Raw genomic sequence first — 23162 nt, forward strand, 5'->3', positions numbered from 1 at the left:
TCTCTCACACACAACAACTCTTCTCACAAAAACCGAAAGAGCTTTGCGGTGTTCTCTTTCTTGCCTTTACAAAAAAGCCTCTCTCAAAGTGCTTTTTTAAAAGATTGCTCTTGAACGTTTAAACTGTTAGATTACTCGCGAGGCGTGAGCCAGTTATGCCAGGGCGGCTTTGCCGGATCTGCGAGGAGTTGACCGCCCTCCACGCCTTCTCATTCTCTCTCACACAACAACTCTTCTCACAAAAGCCAACAGAGCTTTGCGGTGTTCTCTTTCTTGCCTTTACAAGAAAGTCCCTCTCAAAGTGCTTTTTTAAAAGATTGCTTTTAAACGTTTAAACTGTTAGATTACTCGCGAGGCGTGAGCCAGTTTTGCCAGGACGGCTTTGCCGGATCTGCGAGGAGTTGACCGCCCTCCACGCCTTCTCATTCTCTCACACACAACAACTCTTTTCACAAAAGCCAACATGGGCTTTGCGGTATTCTCTTTACAACAACCGTTCGCCCTTCTTTTCAGCCGCCTCTAACAAACGTTGAATTTCGCGAAAGCTCTTTTTATGCATGGAAGTCAGCCACCATTCTTGTTTACTTGCCACAAATTTGACTGCAAAGCGCCACCATGCCCCTCCACTTTCACCAAAAAACAAAACACCCTGCGTATCTTTGCGTCTAATGATACCATAGGGCTTTATGAAGGTTTGAATGGCACCACGAAAATCCTCCAAGTAAAGAGCACGCGCTTGATGTTCTAATAAAATATGTTTCACACTGTCTGAAGATAAGCGAATAAGAGAATTGTCCGCGGAAAAAACATCACGCACCTTTTGTATCATCGGGGCAATAGGAATAAATCCACGCGGCATACGCCCTTCAAACATTGCTTCCAAAAGCGGTGAGCCCACAATATCTTCAATGGCAATGCGTTTGCTATTGTCCCCCATTACAGAGACTTTATCACTTAAAAATCGGCTTAAATTTTGTGCGCGCTGTTTTCCAGGATTAGAATGCCAACCAGGATCAATGCCTACGGGTATCTTTTCAACGCGCCCCGTCCGCTTATTGCGCCAAACTCGCGTCTCCACATGGGGTGGCTTTGCGCCCTCTTCATAGCCCAGATTTTCTGCTTCATAACGGCTTACCTGCCGCACACTGCATTTACACCGCCAGCCATTGGGGGGATAAAGCCAATCCCAAATGGGATCATCAACCGGTGCCGTAAATCCCACCCAACTTTCATGTTCTAAACGCTTATGCTCTGAACTCGATAACGCATAGGTCAGATAAGGCAAAAATTCTTTATTATTTTGTGTGCGTTCCCATTCCCCTGCCGCATGCGCACTCATGGTATTGGCCCAATAGACCGTTTCTAAACGCCGCGGGCTGCCTAACTGCACCACGCTCATTTCACCCGTTTTCGGGTCAATGCCAATCTTTTTCCCCCACCAACCTTTTTCTTGTAAAATCGGCATCAGATTTTTCTGAAATTCTTGAAAAGGAACGTGATGTTTTATGGCATCTCCAACCGCTTGCTTAAAATCCTCTAAAATGTCATAGCCTACCGATTTTGCCACCGTAAAGGAAAAGGCATGCTCTTCTGGTGCAACATCACGCCAATCAAAACTTGGAACAATATTCTTGGCTGCAAAATAACGGGTGACCTCTTGGGGTGCTGTCTTAAAAAGTTCCTCATCCATGATGCCCCAATCCCCGCGCAATCATTTGCACCTTTGCCAAGCGTGCTGCCAAGGCATGATGATCCATCTCCCCCAACAATTCATCTAAGCCTTTGAGGATATCTTCATAACTTTTAGCCTCTCTCACAAGCTCTTTAAAGGGCTTTAAAAGGGGTTCTAAATCCTCTTCCCAATCACTTAAAGCTTCCTCAGAAAGCCGGTCCAATTCGTCGTGATGTTTTCCACCCTGCTCTTTTTCCACCCCTTCTTTTCTGGTTAAAGAAACATCAACTCTATCCCCACAATCCGTACAAACCCCAGCTTTTTGTTGATCCGCATCAGCTTTTCGTCCCCTCTCATCATCAGCCCTAAGAGAAGCAGCCCTTAAAACATCTTCTCCCCTTTGGGGTTGCGAAAAGCCAATCTTATTGCGTACCTCTTGCGCTCCAACACGCAAGCCTAAAGGCACAAGTTTTTCTAAAGCATCACTAATGGCTTTAATATCTTCATTTTCCGAAATCGGCCAATAGACAAGCGGATAGCGCTCTTGGCGCCCAAAATTAATCTCCACAAAGGGTACAATCAAATCACGATTAGCCGTCAAAGCCAATTGCCGTGCATCAGCTCTGGCAATATCATGACGCACATTTTCATGAATACGCGCTTGCGAAAAAGACGCCCCATCATCCGTCGTCATGGTTTGTCCCAACACACCCTTTGAGATCTGTCGATCTAAATACTCAGCTTTGACGCCAAAAACCGCATTGCCACTGCCCCCTGCCGCTTCAATAAACTCAATCTCCATCTCTTTGGGAATAATCGCCGCCGCATCACTGGATAAATCACGCACCGCTTGAATGAGAACCCGCCGCTCCTCATAAGAAGAGCTCGCCCCATATTTCCCCACACGCAAAGGCATGCCATAAATTTCCAAGAAAGCCATCCAATCTTTCAAGGTGTAAGACTTAAACAAAAAAGCCCAAGCCGCAAGCCGTGCAAGCCCTGAACGAATAGGCAAACCACTTTTCAACTTGGGGCGGTGAATGGAAAATTTATAAGCAGGCAACTCTGTGCCATGAAGAGATCCCTCTTCTTTTAAACGCAAATGAAAGCCATCTCGCCTGTCCAACTGAAAAAACCGCTGGTCACGCCACCGCCAAGCAACCGGCCACCATTCCTTAGCGCTCTTGTCCCACAAGGTCTCAACAATCGCATAGCCTTTACCCAAAGCATCTAACAAATCTGCCACATAATCATCAACAAAAGTAGGCGCGCTAATCACCTCGCGCACCGCATCGGCTATTCTTTTGTCCTGTACACTGTTGCTTGCCGCAATCACCCCAGGCTCTACACCGGTAAGGGCATTTTTACGCATACCCAGCACCGCACGATAGTGCAAATCGCGCTCTTCCATATCATCAGCCAGTTGAAAAAATTGTTCGGGCGTCCCTCCTGCTGCCTGCTGCAAAATATTGGCAAGTTGAACAGGGGTCAGACCACTGACAACAGTTTGTGACCACACATCACGAACACCCCCAATGGTAGGGCTTGCAACCTCCCTCCCCAATCCCTTCACTTGAAGAGCTTTGCCCCATTGATCAACCAATTGTACCATCTTATCAATTCCCTCAATAGATCTTTGATCTTGTTGTTAAAAAGAGCGGGTTTTCATCAAAGCTATAAACATCCAGAACAGGCGTATATTCGTAAATTTCAGGCGTCTGCCGGCTGGCAAAATAAGCCAAAGCACAAGCAATCGCACTATCCCCATGGCGCATAAAACCATCACTGCCTTTAAAACGATGATTGTCTGGAATTTTGACAATGCCATTGACATAAGCAAGCGCTTGATGATCAGCAACAACATCACCATCACGCGGCAAAACAATCATCCTATCCCCAAAAGCTTCTAAATAAGCCGGCATTTCTTTGCCATACCAACTTTGTGACAATTGAATCTCTTGCACACACGCCCCATAACGCTGTGCTGCTTTTTCCGCTAAATAAGCCCCATTGCCCCGCGCATCTAACGCGCCGCCTAACAAACGCGGCAAGCCCCCCACCCCATAAAATAAAATCTCTCTTTGTTGATCAAACGGCATATTGCGCAATTCCACCATAAACCGCACACGACGCACCAAATCTTGCCCCACCTCCATCACCACAATTGATGTCGCATCACCGCTGCGCGCAAAATCAACCCCAAAAACATGTTGACGCCGCCGATCAAGCTTAACATGAAGAGGTTTTATATGCGTCTCACACCAAGCAAAAGCTGCTTGACTTCGTTGATCATCCGATTGATTTTTAAAGTCATCAACACAAGCAAAACGCAACACCGCAATATTTGGCGCACAACAATTTTCAATCTGCAAACGCGTTAAAGCCGCCCCTTCTTGATCAGCTGGTATAGCATCCAATTCTTGGCGCATAGCACTCAACCGCACCCCATAAGAAGCGCGAATTTGCGTCTCCCATTGTTGTTGGGAAGCTAAACTCCATGTCTCCCCCTTCATGGCACAAACCCGCTTAAACAAGCCATTTTTAACCGCCATCTCAAAAGGGTAACGATGCAGAGAAAAAGGAATTTTGCCCGCTCGCGCCTCACGGATCAATTCATTGAAAGGATTAAGCACCCCATTATGGGTGGAGATCACACGGATTTTGCCCCCCCAAATCAACAAAGCATTCACCGCATCCAAAACAGAGCGCACATCTTGATGAAACGCCGCCTCATCAATCACCACAATGCCCTGTAGTCCGCGAATATTTTCAGGGCGGCTGGAGAGCGCTTCAATACGAAATCCCGAAGCAAACCGTACCCGATAAGCAGAGATATATTTTGTTGACCCATCCTCTTTTTGATCTGGAAATAAAAATTCCTCCACATCCCCACTGTGGCTGATAATCGCTTTGGCAAAATGGCTCACATAGCCAATAAATTCACGCCCCTTTTCTTTGGTATCGCCAATATAAAAAACATTATCGCCCCCTGCTTTACCAGTTGCTGCCGCAATCAGTGTATCATCTAGAGCCTCTGCAAAAGTAATCCCCGTCCGCCGCCCCTTCTCAACCAATTTTAAGGGGGATTTATCCTCAATCCATGCCCGTTGATGCGCCATTAAAACCCCTTCAGCTAAGGGATCTTTCTCTTTGAGACAAGCACTTGTCTGCCAAAGATCAAAACCCAAACGATCATCAACCGCAGCATCTTTTAAAGGAGTCTGTTTAAAAGTCTCACGCCCCTCAGCCATGTTTTATCCCCAACACTTGCGCGCGAATAGCCCGTGCCGTCTCTTCTGAAAGCCCCGCTGCTGCCGCTGCCACCTCAACCGCTTTACTTGCCTTACTTGTAAAATCCTTCTCCAATCTTTGCCGTCTGGTGGTCGACAAATGTTCAGCAGCCAACACCCCTTTAAGCGCATTCGCCAACTCTTGGGCTGCCTTTGGCGAAAGATTTTTTCCACTGCTTAACGTGGAAAAAATAAGCTCTTTAATCGCTGCGGCCGTCAACAGAGTAATATTATCAGAAGCTTTGGCATCAAAGCGCTGTGAAAGGCTTGCGGCTATTTCACGCGTTTGCTCCAAGCGCCGTGACATCACCGCTAACCGCAAAGAATAACGATTAAAACTCGAAAAGGAGGGGATAGAAAAGTTGAGACCCATTTCTTTTTTTAAAGCTTTCAAAGCCGCTTTAAATTCATCATAAATAGCTTTTTGCGTCTTTTCACGCCCATTTAAAGCTTCAGCCGCCTCTGCTATAATTTGATCACAAGCTTGTGGCAATAAATCAATCGCCGTTAAGCGTCCACGCCCGACCTTGCGCATCTTTCACCTCGTCTTTTATCGATGAACGTTTGGGGCGCTTAATCCCCTCAATGGAAAAGCTACGATCTAAATGACGCGCACCCCGTTCTGTTAAAGCCGCAAGCAAAACAGACCCCACACATTTTAGTGTAACAGCACCTTGATCTTCCATCCACGCCAACTCATTGTGCACAAAATCGCGATCACGCCGGATACCATAACTGTATAAAAGCCGCTCAATCATCGCACTGGACAATGTTTCGCTGCGCTCACAAACAAGTCCTTTTAAAATAATCAACCGTGCTTCTTCACGAATGATTTTATCCATATCTGCTTTCATTTCTTGGCATTCTCCAATAAAAACTCTTGCAAGCGATCACCTATGGCTGCTACCGGTTTCAACTGCGCAGAAAACGTATTAAGGCGCCCATTTAAACGTTCCATATTCACTTCCAACCTTTGCAAAGCATCGCGATCTGGCAAAAAGTCCATCTCCGTTTCTAACTTTTGCACACGCTCTTTAAGTACTGTCATATCTTTCAGCATTTCCTTCGTACCAGAAGAAAAATAAGCTTTTAAAACCCCGGAAATGGCAACAATCGATAACAACAACGAAAGCCAACCATTGGCCACACTAATATCCAAATTCACGAAACCCTCCTTGACTTCATTAAAATGGCTTTAACCGCAGCTTTTCTGCGCTGTTCGCAGATCAACAAAGCCGCGCGATCACGGCTCCAATAATGCACCACTTCACGTGCATTCAAAGCACGCTCCGGCAACAGAGAGGGACGCAGACACGCCATGCGCACAACAGGGGGCAATTCAACCGATAAAAACTGATAGGCAAAGCTAGCCTTTGGCTTGGGTGTTGAGCAAGCGCACACGCTCAAGCCCAATGCCACAGCCAGTAATTGGCAATACTGCATTGACCGCCTCCATTTTTGTCAGCTTTTCTCTTAAAGCAGAAATCACCCCTTGTGCTTGAACCTCTGCTCTTTTTGCGGCTTCTCTTTGCTGTCTCTGTTCAAGCTCTGCTTTTAGGGAAATCTTGGCAATCTCCAAGCGCCAATACACATCACGCGCTTGTTCTGCCTTTAAAATTTGCCCCTTCATCCAACCAAACAATGCGAAAAGCAAAAGCGCAAAAAAAAGCACCCCAAAAGACAACTTTAAGGAAGGACTAAACATTCACCCTCTCCCCCTCCATAAATCATCATTGCCCCCGTACTTGTTGCTCTTGAGGCGATTGAAGGGCTTGCTATTGGAAAAGTCCAAGGAACCAAAACCGCGATGCACCCCCAAATTCCCAACGATGATCGCCACCATGGAAGGAATAGAAATGGCTGCCATATCAACAAGGTGTGGCACCCCAAACAAACCACCCAAAATCAGCAAAAAAATAACCCCCCAAGCAAACCAAAAGGACCACCATAAATAACGTCGAGACCCCCGATAAGACGGCTTCATGGCTTCTCACCTCCAATCCCTAAAAGCTTTTTTGCCCGATTAAGATACGTCAACCGATGAACAAGACCATTGTTTCCCCCATTAATGGCTTTGGTAATCTCCAGACAATCATCTTGATCCGCAAGCTTGTTTAAGCCTTTCACTTGCCAAAACCATACAGCAGACCAAAGGGCGGCTGGAAACTGTTCCACCACTTCTGGAAAAGCCTCACAATCAACCGCTTGGCTCTCTACGGAGTGCCAAAACTTGGTAAAACGGCGATAATTATTACGCCCCGTTAATTGGATCAAACCACGCCCTTTAAAGCGCACACCATCACCAGGGTTGACATTGCCTAAATCACGCCGTCCTTCATAAGCGCGCCCTGATCCATATTCACAAACCGTAAAAAAGCCATCACTTTCATGGGCGCATTGGCTTAAAAAATGTGCAACACGCAAGGGTGTCGTGAAGGCGCCATAAGAAAAAGCTTGAGGCAACAGCCGTGCCATTTCAACAATAATATAATCTTGGCGTGCATGATGCGCCAGTTTAGGCGCAAGTCGATGAAGAAAAGAAGCATCTATTGAAATCATAAATAAACCACTCAATGAATAAAATTCATCCGCAGTTTAAAAGATCTCACACCCCCCATATAAGCCTGACACTGTCAGTCATTGATTGCTTGCCCCACCCTTATGACACTTTTACAACAACAAGAAAACCAATATGCCCTAAAGCCAAGAGAATTAAATTTTAAGAAATTAACTTTTGAGGGAGGGACTAAACGATAGGTTCATTGAATTCTGGAAATAAAAAATCTTCTGTCTCCAAAGAAGATATTTTCTTCTTCAAGCGATAAGCTGTGCGCACATGCATACCAGAAACAGCCGCCGCATCATCCGCAGACCAGCCTTTTTGCAAGGCTTTGATCATTTTTTGCCGCCGCGAAACATTGGTACAAAGAGGGATAAGAAGGCGCACCCCCGAACCATTAAAACAAAAATAACGAATAAGTTGCTCTGCCTCCTCAAACCCTACAATTTCAATTAACCAATCCGCATTTTCAAGACGCCCTGGAAGATAAACTTGTCGTCCTCCAAAAGCCCGCACCATATTCCACGCTGCTTCCATACCAGCAACCGTTACAATCTCACGCAAGATAAGGGGAAAATGGCTATAAGCTTCACCCTGCATACAGGCTTATTCCTCTTTATTTCACACCTCGACGGATAACCCGCCCCCAATCATTCATCACTTTTATAAAATCGCCCCCATCCATCTCGCTCAAAGCTTTACCACTTAACCCCATAACACTTTGACAAAACGCCTCCCCATCAAACAAAGCATTTGAATGCAAACGCCTCCATTGGGCACACAAAATAGCAATACTGGGCTTGTCCCCCTTAAAATCTTGAAGCTTTTTTCCTCTCCAGTCAACCCCGCCCTCACGCTGCAACCAGCTTTTCAACGCTTCAATGGCACAGCCCGCATCATCGCTATCGCGTAAAAATCGAATATGATCAAGCCCCGTCTGCCTTTTGACAAAGGCAAGTAAAGCTTGATCTGAACGATCACGAATAATGCCAAGATTCCACCCTGCAATCCATAAAGCTTGAAGCTTTTTGGCATATTTGCCCTCTAAAAGCTTAGCTTTTGGCTGAAAGCCCCAAGCATGCATTTCAGCCATCACCAAACGCCGTTCTGAAAAGCTTAAATCTTTTGCCGAATGTTTGCCTGTCAGGCGATAAAGCATCGCCCGATAGGTTTCATCATCAAGCGCTAAAGCACGCCTGCCCATATGAATAGCCGCCAAAGACATGTCTTCCCCTCACGTCTTCGCCATATCAAGGGTGACGGGGCGCCAAGGGCTTTCTAATGTGTCGCGTTCATAAAAACGCACATATTCCTTAGAGGTCGTCACACGGATAGCTTCACGGATTGCCCGCATCGCTTCTCTCCAGCGGGGATCACTGATATCCAAGCGCAACAGCATAAAAATTTCACCCCGATTCACCTTGCCTTCTTTATCCGTATTAAAAGCACGCGTAATAATCGCACGGATTTCTGGGCGCGCATCCGCAGACCATTCATTCAAACACTCATCAAGAAGGCTTTTGGCAATTTGCAATTGCGGACCAAAATCAAAGCTTTCCTGTACCTGCACCTTAATACGTTGCAAACCATCAAAACTTGTGTAAGTGCAATTGCCCTTTTTACCACGCCGCGCCACACCATATTCTTGTGCAAGCAAGCTATCAAAATCACTCAAATCCGCAACCGTATGGCTGTTAAAACGCGCAATCTGTGCTGAAAGCTCCTTGGCATACCCCATAACCTTGCGCACCGTCTCATCTTCCAACAAATCCGCAGGGCGGATCATATCCACCGGTACCAAAGCGCCTTTGGCATCCTTCATATAATGCACACCTTCAAGTTCAATCTGTTTATTCATCGCTAAATTCCTCCTTCTTTTCCTGAAAACGACGAAACGGCAAAACAACAGCCGATAAAGGGTCGTATCCCGCTTTCAATTGCCAACGACACCGCATAAGCTCATGACCTAAAATGTGGTTATAGCCCGCTAAACGGCGTAAATACGCATTTAATTCTCGAACATCTTGCGCTCGTAAAAAAATGCCATCCATCTCATAGGGCAAAAAACCAGTGCGCAATGAAATCAAGCAATCTCTCACCAAATAAGGGTTGCGTTCCATTATTTATCTCCTCCAAAATCCATATAAATCACACGATTGCTCTCATCTTTATCCCCATCAGAAACGCTATCATCAGACAAAACTTCCGAAACTTGCACCTCAAAAACCGCATCTGCTTCCCCCAAACGGTGAACACTCAATTCAAATTCAAGCGATAAAGCCAAATCCACACACAATTTAAGTTCTTCGCTAATATCCAAACCACTTTGATAATCATCATAAAGACCAACAAGCGTATCGGATAATTCCTTAGGGCTTAAGCTCATCATGCCAATTCCTCCACATCACGGTTTTTCCATGCGGCTTTGACATGTTTCAGTGTTACTTCCTCACCCCCATCTCCAAGCGCTGCCATGCGCGCCAACATCATGGTTTTGTCAATCTGCCGTAAAGCCCCAGCCTTTAAACCAATACCGGTCAAAAACTTTATCGCCCCAGCATCTTCAATTCCCCAATCGCAAATACGCGCTGCAATATCTTCACTATAAGGTTTGCGCCGGTTTAAATGCATCGCCAAACGGCTTTTAATTTGCGCATAAGAAGGACCATTTTGACGATGCACAAGACGCCCCGAAATCTCATCATTGCCAACCAAAGCCAGCCCCGTGCCATTGATATCAACAAAGTGACGCAACTGATTAATCGCCTCATCCGTTAAATTTTGCGCCTCATCAACGATCAACAATGTTCCACCCCCCACGCGCTCTAACTTTTTACCAATAGCACGCGTCAGACGCGCAGGGTTATATTCCACCACGTCCAATTCTGCTGCCATATCATTCAAAATACCATGAACACTGCGCGTATGCGGGCTTGCGGTGACCAGATAAACATGCGGGCGGGTCGCACGGTAATGGCGGCAGGTTACGGTCTTACCACTGCCCGCATCAAGGGTAATCATCACCATATCCCCCGTACTTTGTGCCAAGGTTAAAGTATCAATGATTTCACAAGCTATACGGTTCTTTCGAAACGCTGGCTTTTCTGGTATCATCTCCAAAAGCCCTGCTGTTTCTTTTAATGCGTCAACCCATTGTTGAACCTTCGCATTTTGCTTGCCAAATTTTCCCGCATAACTACCCGCATACCACTGCGAAAAGGTGCCATCCGGCATACCTATGCGCCGTGCTACTTCTGCCTTAGTCCAGCCATTCGGTCTGTGCCAGAGCGATCACTGAATCCACAAGTGCATTCCATAAAGCAATATCATCACTATTGCAGTTTTGGGTTTCTTCATCGGGCTGTTTTTTAGGTCGAGCCCAAGGATTTTTATCAACGGTTGCATTTATCGCGTACTTCATATATATTCCCCTCTTGTATTGATTTAGACAAATGATAAGGGGAAGGGCTCAAACCTTGACCCTTATCTTTTCTGTCCAATGAACATTAATAGCCGTACGCAAAACACAAACCGGCTCCCTGACAAATCCCCCTCTCTTTCTCACACATCGGGGAACTTGCTAACTTCACGGCTCCGCGCTCAAACTAAATCAAGGCAAAAGAACCTGAAAACTTAATTGTATTGATTTAAAATATTGAAATGGATTAAGACTGCTCCTCCCCCCTTTCTTGATAATGAATAAAACCGTACGCGAGACAAAAAACGGTATCTTTATAAATTCCCCTTAATCATCGTTTAGGAAACTTGATCACTTCATGCACCTCACGTGAAGCGTTAAGACGCCTTAAAGCTTGGTGCAAATGTTGACTAAATTCTCGAGAATCTAAAGCCTCATCATCCCCTAAAACCGCATCAGGGGCTTTTAAAGCGAGATTCCCCGCATTCTTTGGCATCAAGCGGCTTACCTTTGGGGAAACAGGACGCTTAGATTGTGCATCATCATCCCTCCTTGTAACTTTTGCATAAACATCCGCCAATTGGTCCGGCGCAAGCTTTGCTGCCAATTGCTTTTCTGTTTTGACAGCTCTCACATATTCTTTGCGCAAACGCCCATTATCCAAAGTCATACGCTCCGGTATCCCATAAGCTTCCACCATATCCCCAATCACCAAGCGTACGATTTCCCAAGTCTCAGCATCCGATAGACGCCACGATAAAATCTTGCCTGAATAAAGATCTTGAATGGCAATCAAATAAAGCCGTACAGGCTTTTCTGCCCAAGGAACATTCACAAAAACATCCAACTTATGCCCGTCCATATTCACCGCTTCCATTGCATGCAAGGCACGCCGATCACGCCGTTGGGTTGGATAAAGCTTTTTTGCCTTCTCCTCGCCCTCTCGCGCTAACGCTACAACCGCTTTGGAAACTTGCGCCTTAAAACGCCGGCGTAACGCCCGCTCTGAAGGGATCGGCGCCCAACCTTTTTCCCGCGCAACCCCAACCATCCGCCGATAACATGCCGAAAAAGCAGGGCGTGAAGGGCGTAAATAATCCGAACATAAAATCTCAAAAGCCTCTTCATGACAGGGAGCAAACGGCGAAACAGTCTCCTCACCATAACAAGGCGCCAGTGCTGCCAACCAATCACACCGGTCAACACCTTCAACCATCTGCCGCCAATTAAAAAGCGACATCCGGCTAACCCCAAACTGCACCGCACATCGGCTTGCCGCATCATGCACCCCTATACCGGCATGGAGTAAATCTTCCCAAAAACAAAGCGCCTTCAAACGCTGTTCACAACGGCTTTTATGCGCCTTTGAAAGCCCTTCATAACGCGCCCAAAGCGCTTCTTTTTGTCTCGTCTGCTCTGCCTTTTGCAAAACATCAGCACTCCCCTCCCGCAACAACAATGCCGTTCGCGCCCCTTCCGGTAATAAAGAAATGTGATACTCCCATACCGGCTTGGTCTTACCTACTGTTTGACGAAACAATTGTCTATTCAAACGCCATTTCTTAAGCGCAAGATTATTGAGACTAATTTTTGTCTGCGGCAACCCTGGCAAAGCCGCTTCAGCCAATTCAGCAATACTAAACCATTCCTTCATGGCTGCCCCCTCTTAATGCGCACCGGAACCGCACGCATCGCTTTTAATTGTGCGGCAATCTCACGCTGTTCCTGCTGCAATCTTGCAATTTCAGCCAAACGCGCTTCATCCCCTTGCAACAACAGCAAACCATCCTCACTCACCACCTCATCCCAAAGCCAAAAAGCGCCCGTCGCCCGTACAAAAGCTTTAAAGCGCGGTAAGGAAATATCCACCTGCTTACTTTCCGCAACATAAGCATCCAAACTCGCCTTACTCAAACAACCAATACCTAAATAATGCGCCATACGCTCTGCAATCTCACTGCGCTCATAACGGCATTCTCGCAAAGCCCGCGTCATAGCCCGCTTAATGCGAGAGCGAAACCGCTCTAAATCAATCTGCGCAACAGGTTCACGACAAGGGAAAACCGGCTGTTGAAAAAAATCAAGTTGATGAGAACCACGCGTCTTCATGCCTGCCCCTCCCCCGATTGCTTGTTTAAATACTCACAAAAACGCGCCCGTGTCTGTGCATCCGCTCTCTGCCATATTCCTAACAATTGGCTAAAAACCCGTTCTTGTTCATTAACTTTCGGGGGTATATTAATCCCATTGACCAAATCAACAGCCCGCCGCAAATCCCCCTCAACTTGTTGCAAAGCAATCGCCACCCGCCGCTGCGCAACCGGCTCCATCTTTGCCAACTTCAACAACTGCGCTTGATTATCCGCTAAGGCGGTCCCCCGCAAAACAGACCGCAACTCCGGCTGTAAATGCTGGGCAATGCTGTTAAGACGCTTTACTGAAACTTGAGACAAACCAATACGATCCGCCACATGTTTAGAAAAAGATAAAACTGTCCCTTTGCCATTTAAGTCACTATCATTTGGCAAAGGATCAACTTGATCCTTTGCCACTTTATCCCCTGCACCTGCGGTTTCATGGTAATCTGAAGAGGCATCTTCGTTTGTTTGAGCAATTGGATCAACTTGATCCAATTGCTCTTTTTTAACCTTATGTTGATTACTACCATCACCACCACGCTTAATTTCCCCATACTTCTTTTCCCACAATTCGCGGTACGTCTGCACAAACAAAGCGCGGTCAATCACTGATAATTCATTGCGAAACAAGTTCTCTGCCACTTCTAAAAGCGCAGCATTCTCTTTATCTGCCTGCACCACAACAGCATCAATGGCGCCATACCCCAAAAGCTCAGCCGCTCGTAACCGATGCGCACCCGCAATCAACGTATAATGCCCCTCTTTCGCATTGGGCGTATGGCGCACGGTAATCGGATTCATCAACCCTTCTCGTGCCATCGATTGGGCAAGCGCCTTGGCATGCTCATCATCAACAGGGCGTATACGCTCCGGTACAACAATCAAATCTAACGCTATCTCTTGAAACCGTGCCATTATCCAACCGCCTTGTCCATTTCTCGTAAAAACAAATCCATCGCACGCCCCACCCACCTTCGATAGGCTCTAGCAAATACAGGTTCCATTAACCGCCGATTAATCACTTGGAGTGACAGAGAAATAGAAGTCCGCTGCCGTTCTTGTATAGCGACAATACGACGCCGCGGTACCCCAAATTGATAATGTAAAATATGAATAGCAATCTGTCGTGCCAACATCGCATCAAACAAATGACGCGGCGGATCTATAATGTATCGAATTGGCAAATGCCGAAATCCACCACTCACCGCTTTTAAAGAACAGGAAAGCATGATTTGTAATCGTTCAACTTCTGAATAAGGATTAACGATATCGCGTTTGACATCTGGGGTCCATAAATTATAAGCCGCAACCATAACCACCCCCGATAAAGAAAACTTGACCACCTAACCTTAAAAAACAACCCATCCAATCGGCTGCTTGATGCGGCAACAGTGTGCAATTTCTCTTGTCTATTTTGTATTGATCTTTAGACATTGATAAACCTTTTTATCTTATGGTATCTAAATACATGGCAAATGCGCTAAAACGCAGAGCCTAAAGCTCAAGCAGCATTACCGCGTGATAGGGAAGAAACAACAGAATCCGTATTGGCATGTTTTGCTGCCTTGAAAATACGACTGCGACTCTTAGGGTAACGGTCAACAAAAACCTGCTCAACGGGTAAACCGATAAAGTCTGCAATTGCACGCTCGGCTTTCTCGTTAGACCGCGTCCAAATGTTTTTAACACTGGACGAGGGTATTTGATACGCTTTCGCGAGCTCCGCCAAGGTCATATTCCGGCGGCGTAGCTCAGCTAAAATACTATGGCGATCCCATGTTTGTGTGATAATCATAAACTTTCGCTCCTGCTTAAAACGGATACTCCAGCAATCCGTCTTTTGTCGGGTTAATTGTGTAATAACTGCCCTCTATATCGGGCGGTAATAATAGATATAATGCCAAATTCGGCTTTTGTAAATACCGAAAAAGCATTTGGAGTGATTTTTTTTGGCACGCCCTGAAAAAGAACCAAAAACAGAACTAGCAAAACGATTGCGTGAAATACGGCATACCCTTGGTTTTACGGAGCGCAAGCAATTTGCTAAACATTTTGATATTCCTGAAACGACTATGCGCAATTATGAAACGGGTTTGCAAGAACCCCCTGCATCTATAATGCGAATATATAAAAACCGTTGTGGAATATCCTTAGACTGGCTCGTTACGGGTGAAGGCGAAATGTTTGCAGACGTAGCAAAAGCGAAAGCAGCAGGTTTTAAAGCACCTGCCATTCCTACTGGCTTGATGAAAAAACTTGGTCGCATAGCTTATACAACCTATCGCGATGAAAACATAAAACTCCCCCCTGAAGATATAGCGGAACTCGCGGCGGAACTTTATAAAAAACTGCAAGAGCTGGTTCAAAACATCAACGACACGGAAGAAGTCGAAGCAAGTTTCCCTCTTCTTAAGATTCATTTAAAGCGTCAAATCGAGGCTGAAAGAGTACATCTAGAAACTACACAAGATACGGCGTAATGCCTCTCTAAAATCAATGGGGGAATCTCTTTTTAAAATCCTATAACTTAAAACATACCTCAATATAAATAAGGAGCATTTTTGGCACGTCTAAAAAAAGAACCTAAAACGGAACTAGCAAAACGATTATGTGAAATACGCCTTGTCCTTGGTTTTATAGAACGCAAACAGTTTGCTGAACATCTTGTCGTACCAGAAAGTACTATGTGTAATTACGAAACTGGCTTACGCGATCCCACTGCATCTATACTGCGAATATATAAAAACCGTTGTGGAATATCTACGGATTGGCTTCTCACTGGAGAAGGCGAAATGTTTTGTGACATAGCAAAGGCGAAAGCTGTAGGTTTTAAACCACAAACAATCCCTGCTGGTCTGATGAAAAAACTTGGTCGCATAGTTTATACAACCTATCGCGATGAAAATATGAAACTCCCCCCTGAAGATATAGCAGAACTCGCAGCAGAGCTTTGTATAAAGTTACAAGAACTAGTTCAAGACATCAACGACACGGAAGAAGTCGAAGCAAGTTTTCCTCTTCTTAAGATTCATTTAAAGCGTCAAATTGAAAATGAAAAGCTCACTTAAAAGCACCACAAAATTCCATCTAAAACATCATTTAAAATGAAAAATGAAAGTGGAAATCTTTTTACATGAAGTAATTTCTATAACTTATTGATAAATAATATTTTATTATACATTTTTTGAGATTTCCATGCATATATGGAAATCTTTTTTGCTTTTTTGGTCATTTTAGGTTGATTTTAGAGTTGGCTTCACATTTTATTGGATTTTTTTCAAAGGGTCTTCAAAGGCGGTTTTCTGGGCTTTCACAGACTTTTTAAAAATCTTCAAAGGATTTTCAAAGACCTTTCAAAGCTTTCTCTCATTTTTACACTCACATTCCGATTTTCGCTCTTTTTTAGCATTTTTTGCAATTTTAGGTGTCAAAATTGATTTTGACAAAACACGCATTTAATGCTAAATTTTATACATAAAAACAACAAATTATCACGTATTCCTAACTAATCCCACCTAATCCCACTTAGTACAAAATCTAGTGTCAAACTACAAAGGGATACCCGAATAAAAGTGAGGGAATAGGATTTTTGCAATAAAAAGGCAATATCCTGCAAAATATACTCTTTACAATGAACTTTAGAAAACTATCGATTCTTTTTAAATGAAAACTGTTGTACAGTTTTTTCTTATTGGTTAATTTTGAAAGAGCACCATAATGGTTTACACATCTAGATTACGATTTCTTTCATGAGAGAAGAATTATTGAACTTCATGAGTAAATGGAAAATATTTCGTATCATCTTCCTTTTCCAATTCAAAAATGATGAGTACTCAACAAAGCGATTAAGCTTAAAAACATGCTCATGAAGCAATCATTTAAAAACGCGAAAGAGTAACTAATCAAAATCATCTATATGATCTTCATACAACCCCATATGCCCTCCCTACTCTGAAAGCAGAAACTTCCAATCAAAAAAACTGTAAAGGCCCAGCTTCTTATCTAGCGAATTCCTCCTACTAATCACTTCATCGGCTCTACAAACAGCCTTGCCTTAAATATTCATCGCACGATCATAAAAACACTGATTGCATAAAATTTTATAGGCTTTATATCACGTCCCTAAATAAGAAGGTTTTACAAAATAAATAAGATAACAAGTGAAATGGATAAAAATTTTGAAAAATCTTTCGACCAATTACGAGATTCTCTCCATTATATTAGGCAGTTCATACTTATTTTTAAAAGAGTCTCTTAATCCTTAATCCCCACAAGTTCGTTTCACAACAGCTCCCATAAATGGTATAAAATCCATTGATGAGCACTATCTTTACTGACAACAAAAGCTAAACCATCATACTATTTTCTAACGCTCGATATTAGCAATAGTCCTTACCTTTTCATGGTCTTAAAAGAGAAGCTTTATTTATTGCTTAAATGTTTATCCATACGACAATCTCACTTGTAACATGCAAATGAATAGCTTTAAGGGATCAATATAGATAAGGTTTTAAATGAAAAAATTTGACGATAGAGATGGATCATTAAATATATAAAACAATCACTTATCATTAGATAATCAAGTTTTTAAATTAAACGTTATCATCAAAAACCAAACGGCATCTTTTATATAAATACAATCTATCTTTATCCCTATTTTTTAAAGATGGGAAGCAAATAACTCATCGTCTCTACAATGAAACTTTCTTTTCAAAAAACTTTTTAATCAATCCAAAAATTCAAAAGTTTTCATTTTTTAGAAATGAAAACTTTTGAAGACTTCTCTTATTGTGACGAGAATGCTGTATATCTCTTTTCAAAACTTTAATTAAGCTGCCCTCTTGACTGACTTGCGAAAACGAAAGGTCTTTGCACGCTTTGCCGCCACTTTTGCTTTTTTATGCCTCTCATTTTGCAATGATGAGTTCTTCCGCTGTAACTGTGCGGAATCATCTTTTCGATCCAAAGACCGTTTCTGACGTTTAGATTTTTTTAAACGGCGTTCTTTATTGTTCTCTATTTCCCCATTTTGAGGTGTAATCGGCTTTTTTGGAAATGCTGCAAATTGTTCTGGAATAGATTCAGATACCAATTTCATACGAATCAAGCGCTCTACAGCACGCAACCGAGCCCTTTCTACATTTTCATCAAAAAGTGTAAGTGCTTCACCAGATGCACCATTGCGTCCTGTACGACCAATACGATGTACATAACTTTCAGCTTCATCTGGTAAATCATAATTAATAACGTGGCTTATTCTTGGTATATCAATACCGCGTGCAGCAATATCTGTTGCAACAAGAACCTGTACTAATCTTTCACGAAAAGCTTTTAAAGCAGACTGGCGAGCACCTTGTGATTTCCCCCCATGAATTGTTGCAACTAAATAGCCTATTTTTGCTAAATGACGCGTGACAGCATCAGCGCCATATTTCGTTCGCGTAAAAACAATAACCGAATCAAAAGCTGGATTCGTCAAAAGTTTACTTAAAACATTCTTTTTTTCACGCGTAGGAACACAATATAATTTCTGTGTAATCTCTACAGCTGTAGTCCCTTGAGGAACAGTTTCAATCTTAACTGGATCATTGAGTAAACACTTTGCAAGCGCAGCAATTTCTTTTGGCATTGTCGCAGAAAAAAGAGCTGTCTGACGCTCCTGATGCAAAAGCTTTGCAATTTGCTTAACATCATGAATAAATCCCATATCCAGCATACGATCTGCTTCATCCAAAATCAAAAAACGAGATTGGGAAAGATCAACACACTTTTCACGAACAAGATCTCTCAAACGCCCTGGAGTCGCTATCAAAACATCAACACCTGCTTTCATACGTTTAATTTGTTTTAAACGTGATACCCCGCCAAAAATAAGACAGGTCGAAAGATGTGTTCTTTTCGCCACAGTGCGAATTGCTTCATCAATCTGAACAGCCAATTCCCGCGTTGGCGCTAAAATCACAGCGCGTGCAGTTTGAGGACAGCGTTTATCCCCCAAAGCTAAAATTTGACTTAAAATAGGTAAGCCAAATGCCAAGGTTTTTCCAGAACCTGTCTGTGCAATACCCAAAATATCGCGTCCTCTCAACATAACTGGGATAGCTTGTTCTTGTATAGGCTTAGGTTCACTCACCCCAGAAATGTGTAAATTTTTAACCAAAAGAGCAGGCAAACCTAACTTTGTAAACGTATCTTCTTTTTTTATAGACAAAATAAAATCTTTCCTCAGCAGAACAACTTCCACGAAGTCACCCACTGAACTTTTCACTCAAGAATCCACGCAAGAAAAATCCTTGACATTTTAAACAAAGCAACGCTTGAAAAGCGACCTGCGCAACCCATGAGTCCCTTGAAATCAAGATAAAGGCATATAATTTTACTTTATAAAAAGCCAACAAACCAACTTAAATACCTTCATTCTTATTATCCTTGGATTATGACAAAAAAGCAAGAGCTTTACGAAATACATTTATCGCGATAAAAAATATTTAAATCGTTTATTTCTTAATGGTTGTTTCCATTGGTAAATGTACCTTAATAAAGTCAGGATAAATCTCGAGAAAGACTGGATTTTGTAAAGTTTTTTGACCACCATAAACTAAATACCATTGGGTTTTATCAAAAATCGCCAAGGTTTTATATCGAATAAGGCGATCCTTCATCTCAAGAGTCGTTGGAATTAAAGCATATAAAGTACCATTATCCGTTTGAAAATACTCAATATTTTCTTTATCTAAAGAATAAGCATCAGAAGGTAAATTCTCAAACTGCCTATGCAACTGTTGAAGAAAATTATCACGTAAGGCATCCTCTGTTGTATTTAACCGACGTGCCATCTCTTTATAAAGCCGCTCAGGCATATAGTCAGATATAAGCGAAAAATCCCCATTTTTTATGGCATTATTGATATCAATAACTATTCTGGACAATTCAGTTTTTTGTATTGTTGTTGGCTGAAATGCTAAACTCTTTTGATGAGTAATCAAAAAGATAAAGAGACTCAGCACAAAATAAAAAATAGATCTCATTTTTACACTTCTTGTTTTAGTAAAATTTCCATTTTTCAAATAACAAAATCAAATAATGTTTGATCATCCGTAATATCACGATAGCGCCAACCTAACGTTTGAAATTTTTCTTCTAATAGACGGAAATTATTGTATTTTTTTGTTTCAATCGCAACCAATACAGAACCAAAGTTTCTCGCTGATTTTTTAAGATATTCAAAACGCACAATATCATCATCGGGTGATAATGTGGAAAGAAAATGACGCAATGCACCAGGATGTTGCGGAAAACTAAAAATAAAATATTTTCTCAAGCCTTGGAAACGTAAAGAACGCTCTTTAATCTCTGGCAAACGTTCAAAATCAAAATTACCTCCTGAAATAACGAGAAGGACTTTTTTACCCTTTAATTCTTGCGGAGGAATACTGTTAAGCGCATCAATCGATAAAGCACCAGCCGGTTCAAGAACCACCCCTTCTACGTTAAGCATTTCAACCATCGTAGAACAAACGCGATTTTCAGGAACTGTAATAACAGAATCAGGAGAAAAATGCTTTAGAATTGTATAGTTTAGAGCACCAATTTCAGCCACAGCTGCCCCATCTACAAAAGTATCAATATTTTCCAGTTTGACCCGTTTTCCATTTTCCAAACAAGCAAGTAAACTTGCAGCTCTTTGGGGCTCAACAAAGCGAAGCTTTGTTTTCCAACCATATTCACGTAAAAACTTACTCACGCCACTTGCCAATCCCCCACCCCCTACCGGTACAATTACTAAATCCGGCTCACTTTCTTCATTGAGTTTTTTCCATTGTAAAGCAGCTTCGCAGAGAACAGTTGCCTGCCCCGTAATAATGCGAAGATCATCAAAAGGTGGAGCCATGACACCACCGCTCTCCACGATAAAGGATTGGGCAGCTTCATAACATTGATCAAATGTTTCACCTACCAAACGAATATCAATAAACTCTTTACCAAAAATACGTGTTTTCTCAATTTTTTGTTGTGGCGTTGTCATAGGCATAAAAATCACGCCTTTACGTTTAAAATAACGACAAACAAAAGAAACTCCTTGCGCGTGATTCCCCGCTGAAGCGCACACAAACGCAGAATCTGACGATATACTGCTCAGCATTTCTGAAACAAAATTAAAAGCACCACGAATCTTATAAGATCGCACCGGTGTTAAATCTTCACGCTTCAAATAAATTTCTGCATCATATTTTTGGCTCAAAAAATCATTTCTTTGAAGCGGTGTTTCAGCAAACACATGATGCAATCCCACCATAGCTTTTGTAACATCTTGAATAAATTGACTCATAACCCTCTGATCATTTCATGCTTTGTTTATATTATACAAACTTCTTCTAGCGATAAAGAAAATCATTGTCAGTCAAAATTTCACAAAAAAATGATTTCTTTTCTTTTATCATTAATTCTTGATTCAATAAAAGATATAGCTTATGAGAGAACTCTCATCGCGGACGTGATGAAAACGGTAAACATAGCAGACTTAAAATCTGCCGGTCGAAGACCTTGCGGGTTCAAGTCCCGCCGTCCGCACCACAACATGTGGATTTTCTTTTATTCTTCAGCAATTTATTAGAAATCAGAAAAAATTAAACCACCTTCTAAACCACCTTTTAAAAACCTATCCATAACGCTATCAGATGGTAATGAGATAGTACTAAAATACGAATCATGTCTTCTTTAACAAGGAATATCTTAGCCATACCTTACAATATAAAGAAACTTCATTCTTAACAATTAATAATCTGAGTAACTTTTTCTACCTGATCATAATCACTCAAAATCAGATTCCTCTGCTTCATCCTAAAATAGCATTTACAATGTATAAAATTTCAAAAGATAAAGGCCCTATCAAAGATAAGACCTCTTAAAACTTGAGCTTCTTTATTTCCATAAAAACTAAAATTTGTAAGCTATCCCTGCACGAAAGTCATTTGTCTTATACTTAACTTCAATTTCATCTTTAAATTTCTTTTTACCAAAATCTGAGTAACGATATTCCATACGTACAACAAAATTATCTGCCATTGCAAAATCAATACCACCACCAAGCGTATAACCAATCATCGTTTTTGTAACATCCACTGTCTTATTAAAGGGCTCATTTCCCGTAATGACTGTCGATAAAATATCTTCAAATTTCCCATAAGCAACACCACCAGCAAGATAAGGCATCACCCGACCAGCAGAAACCCCAACACGCACCCGTGTGGCACCCGTCCATTTTTGTTTTAACGTATGATTAAAAGTTAAATTATTTTTCTCTTCTTTATCCTCTGAATCAGATCGAGAAGAGCCTTCGTGTTCACTATCAAGATGGGCCTTTTTTCCATTTCCATTTTCTGTACTTTCAGGACGAGAGCCCGTTTCACCAGAGCTTGATTTCTCAGCGTGAAGTTTCGTCTTTGTATCCTTTTTTTCCGTTAAAAGAATATCCGTATCAAGCCCAACAATCCAATTATGACCAAGATCAAAATTCACACCCGTATATAAACCACCTACAAACCCAGAAAGTTCAGGCATATACTGCTTCTCAACGGGAACCCATGGTTTACTTTTACTCCGCTCATCAGGATAGAGAGGGATATTAACATCACGCGTTGTTGCAGAAGTTTTACTGGAAAAGCCACCAACTTGACCCCCAAAATAAAAACCGGCCCAAGAAAAAGGTGAAGAAGCAACAACTTCTGAAACAACATGTACTGGCTCTTCTGGAACCACCACATCTGCTGCCTGTACTATAGAAAGTGTCATAAAAGAAAAAACAGATGTTGTTAGAAATTTTGTATTCATAAAATTATACCCTATTGTTAAATTTAAATATAATCAAAAATCACATTTAGAAAAACAAAGTTTTATAAAATCTTATGCAGAAAAATAGCATGTACTCCTTTATAATTACATTGAAATAAATACATAAGTATAACATCAAAATTAAAGTTTAGCAAATAAATTTTAATAAATTTAAAAATATTAGAATATAAATACTTAAACAAATGAACATTTAATAAAAGAATCTATTATATATTTTAAAATGAGTAATAAT

General features: G+C 42.3%; 25 protein-coding genes, 1 tRNA gene and 2 pseudogenes. 3 read left to right on the forward strand and 25 right to left on the reverse strand.

The window, feature by feature from the left end; genetic code table 11:
• Window positions 1-484: 484 nt before the first annotated feature.
• From AC6ER9_RS00110 to AC6ER9_RS00210, 21 genes and pseudogenes are all read right to left on the reverse strand, one after another.
• Entirely contained in the window at window positions 485-1690 is a 1206-nt protein-coding gene (locus tag AC6ER9_RS00110) for a phage head morphogenesis protein (RefSeq protein ID WP_497074475.1), read from the reverse strand.
• Entirely contained in the window at window positions 1683-3284 is a 1602-nt protein-coding gene (locus AC6ER9_RS00115; protein WP_497074476.1) for a DUF935 domain-containing protein, read from the reverse strand. Before AC6ER9_RS00115 ends, AC6ER9_RS00110 begins: the two co-directional genes overlap by 8 nt.
• A gap of 13 nt (window positions 3285-3297) precedes the next feature.
• A complete protein-coding gene (locus AC6ER9_RS00120; RefSeq protein WP_497074477.1) occupies window positions 3298-4923 on the reverse strand; it encodes a hypothetical protein in 1626 nt (541 codons plus the stop codon).
• The gene (locus AC6ER9_RS00125) at window positions 4916-5497 is read right to left on the reverse strand and encodes a phage protein Gp27 family protein (RefSeq protein ID WP_497074478.1); all 582 of its coding nucleotides are present in this window, start codon (window positions 5495-5497) and stop codon (window positions 4916-4918) included. Before AC6ER9_RS00125 ends, AC6ER9_RS00120 begins: the two co-directional genes overlap by 8 nt.
• On the reverse strand, window positions 5460-5816 hold the full coding sequence (locus AC6ER9_RS00130) for a VpaChn25_0724 family phage protein (RefSeq protein ID WP_497074479.1): 357 nt from the start codon (window positions 5814-5816) through the stop codon (window positions 5460-5462). The genes AC6ER9_RS00125 and AC6ER9_RS00130 overlap by 38 nt, the downstream gene beginning before the upstream one ends.
• Window positions 5813-6127, reverse strand: coding sequence for a DUF2730 family protein (locus AC6ER9_RS00135; protein WP_497074480.1), 315 nt, complete (start codon window positions 6125-6127; stop codon window positions 5813-5815). The genes AC6ER9_RS00130 and AC6ER9_RS00135 overlap by 4 nt, the downstream gene beginning before the upstream one ends.
• A complete protein-coding gene (locus AC6ER9_RS00140; protein WP_497075247.1) occupies window positions 6124-6363 on the reverse strand; it encodes a hypothetical protein in 240 nt (79 codons plus the stop codon). Before AC6ER9_RS00140 ends, AC6ER9_RS00135 begins: the two co-directional genes overlap by 4 nt.
• Complete coding sequence (locus tag AC6ER9_RS00145) at window positions 6329-6667, reverse strand: hypothetical protein (protein ID WP_497074481.1); 339 nt, start codon at window positions 6665-6667, stop codon at window positions 6329-6331. Before AC6ER9_RS00145 ends, AC6ER9_RS00140 begins: the two co-directional genes overlap by 35 nt.
• Entirely contained in the window at window positions 6668-6946 is a 279-nt protein-coding gene (locus AC6ER9_RS00150) for a hypothetical protein (protein ID WP_254474485.1), read from the reverse strand.
• Complete coding sequence (locus AC6ER9_RS00155) at window positions 6943-7521, reverse strand: glycoside hydrolase family 19 protein (protein ID WP_497074482.1); 579 nt, start codon at window positions 7519-7521, stop codon at window positions 6943-6945. Before AC6ER9_RS00155 ends, AC6ER9_RS00150 begins: the two co-directional genes overlap by 4 nt.
• A 187-nt stretch (window positions 7522-7708) precedes the next feature.
• A complete protein-coding gene (locus AC6ER9_RS00160; RefSeq protein ID WP_497074483.1) occupies window positions 7709-8122 on the reverse strand; it encodes a helix-turn-helix domain-containing protein in 414 nt (137 codons plus the stop codon).
• Window positions 8123-8138: 16 nt separating this feature from the next.
• Window positions 8139-8747 (reverse strand): regulatory protein GemA, encoded by a 609-nt coding sequence (locus tag AC6ER9_RS00165; protein ID WP_497074484.1) that lies wholly within the window; start codon window positions 8745-8747, stop codon window positions 8139-8141.
• Window positions 8748-8756: 9 nt separating this feature from the next.
• Complete coding sequence (locus tag AC6ER9_RS00170) at window positions 8757-9380, reverse strand: DUF3164 family protein (RefSeq protein WP_497074485.1); 624 nt, start codon at window positions 9378-9380, stop codon at window positions 8757-8759.
• Window positions 9373-9642, reverse strand: coding sequence for a hypothetical protein (locus tag AC6ER9_RS00175; RefSeq protein WP_497074486.1), 270 nt, complete (start codon window positions 9640-9642; stop codon window positions 9373-9375). Before AC6ER9_RS00175 ends, AC6ER9_RS00170 begins: the two co-directional genes overlap by 8 nt.
• On the reverse strand, window positions 9642-9911 hold the full coding sequence (locus tag AC6ER9_RS00180; RefSeq protein ID WP_497074487.1) for a hypothetical protein: 270 nt from the start codon (window positions 9909-9911) through the stop codon (window positions 9642-9644). The genes AC6ER9_RS00175 and AC6ER9_RS00180 overlap by 1 nt, the downstream gene beginning before the upstream one ends.
• Window positions 9908-10943: pseudogene (locus AC6ER9_RS00185) on the reverse strand (AAA family ATPase). The gene AC6ER9_RS00180 and the pseudogene AC6ER9_RS00185 overlap by 4 nt, the downstream one beginning before the upstream one ends.
• A 328-nt stretch (window positions 10944-11271) precedes the next feature.
• The gene (locus tag AC6ER9_RS00190) at window positions 11272-12594 is read right to left on the reverse strand and encodes a DNA-binding domain-containing protein (RefSeq protein ID WP_497074488.1); all 1323 of its coding nucleotides are present in this window, start codon (window positions 12592-12594) and stop codon (window positions 11272-11274) included.
• A complete protein-coding gene (locus tag AC6ER9_RS00195) occupies window positions 12591-13049 on the reverse strand; it encodes a hypothetical protein (protein WP_497074489.1) in 459 nt (152 codons plus the stop codon). Before AC6ER9_RS00195 ends, AC6ER9_RS00190 begins: the two co-directional genes overlap by 4 nt.
• Window positions 13046-13993: a ParB/RepB/Spo0J family partition protein gene (locus AC6ER9_RS00200; RefSeq protein ID WP_497074490.1), complete on the reverse strand. Its 948-nt coding sequence runs from the start codon at window positions 13991-13993 to the stop codon at window positions 13046-13048. Before AC6ER9_RS00200 ends, AC6ER9_RS00195 begins: the two co-directional genes overlap by 4 nt.
• Window positions 13993-14391 carry a hypothetical protein gene (locus tag AC6ER9_RS00205; protein WP_497075365.1) on the reverse strand — a complete coding sequence of 133 codons (399 nt, stop codon included), beginning with the start codon at window positions 14389-14391 and terminating at the stop codon, window positions 13993-13995. Before AC6ER9_RS00205 ends, AC6ER9_RS00200 begins: the two co-directional genes overlap by 1 nt.
• A 188-nt stretch (window positions 14392-14579) precedes the next feature.
• On the reverse strand, window positions 14580-14873 hold the full coding sequence (locus tag AC6ER9_RS00210) for a helix-turn-helix domain-containing protein (protein ID WP_497074491.1): 294 nt from the start codon (window positions 14871-14873) through the stop codon (window positions 14580-14582).
• A 154-nt stretch (window positions 14874-15027) separates the two neighbouring features.
• Here AC6ER9_RS00210 and AC6ER9_RS00215 point away from each other — a divergent pair, with 154 nt between their 5' ends.
• Window positions 15028-15558, forward strand: a complete 531-nt coding sequence (locus AC6ER9_RS00215) for a helix-turn-helix domain-containing protein (RefSeq protein WP_497074492.1) — start codon at window positions 15028-15030, stop codon at window positions 15556-15558.
• A gap of 81 nt (window positions 15559-15639) precedes the next feature.
• Window positions 15640-16169 (forward strand): annotated as a pseudogene (locus AC6ER9_RS00220) (helix-turn-helix domain-containing protein).
• A 1737-nt stretch (window positions 16170-17906) separates the two neighbouring features.
• Here AC6ER9_RS00220 and AC6ER9_RS00225 read toward each other — a convergent pair.
• From AC6ER9_RS00225 to ilvA, 3 genes are all read right to left on the reverse strand, one after another.
• Window positions 17907-19322: a DEAD/DEAH box helicase gene (locus AC6ER9_RS00225; protein WP_497075368.1), complete on the reverse strand. Its 1416-nt coding sequence runs from the start codon at window positions 19320-19322 to the stop codon at window positions 17907-17909.
• 253 nt (window positions 19323-19575) lie between these two features.
• Window positions 19576-20106 carry a hypothetical protein gene (locus AC6ER9_RS00230; protein ID WP_497074493.1) on the reverse strand — a complete coding sequence of 177 codons (531 nt, stop codon included), beginning with the start codon at window positions 20104-20106 and terminating at the stop codon, window positions 19576-19578.
• Window positions 20107-20141: 35 nt separating this feature from the next.
• Window positions 20142-21407, reverse strand: coding sequence for a threonine ammonia-lyase IlvA (gene ilvA / locus AC6ER9_RS00235; RefSeq protein WP_497074494.1), 1266 nt, complete (start codon window positions 21405-21407; stop codon window positions 20142-20144).
• Between the two features lie 159 nt (window positions 21408-21566).
• On the opposite strand from ilvA, the gene AC6ER9_RS00240 reads away from it, so the two are divergent.
• Window positions 21567-21652 (forward strand) — tRNA-Leu (locus AC6ER9_RS00240).
• Window positions 21653-22015: 363 nt separating this feature from the next.
• Here AC6ER9_RS00240 and AC6ER9_RS00245 read toward each other — a convergent pair.
• Window positions 22016-22909, reverse strand: a complete 894-nt coding sequence (locus tag AC6ER9_RS00245; RefSeq protein ID WP_497074495.1) for an outer membrane protein — start codon at window positions 22907-22909, stop codon at window positions 22016-22018.
• Window positions 22910-23162: the final 253 nt, after the last annotated feature.

This window comes from Bartonella sp. SL317, from assembly GCF_059687655.1.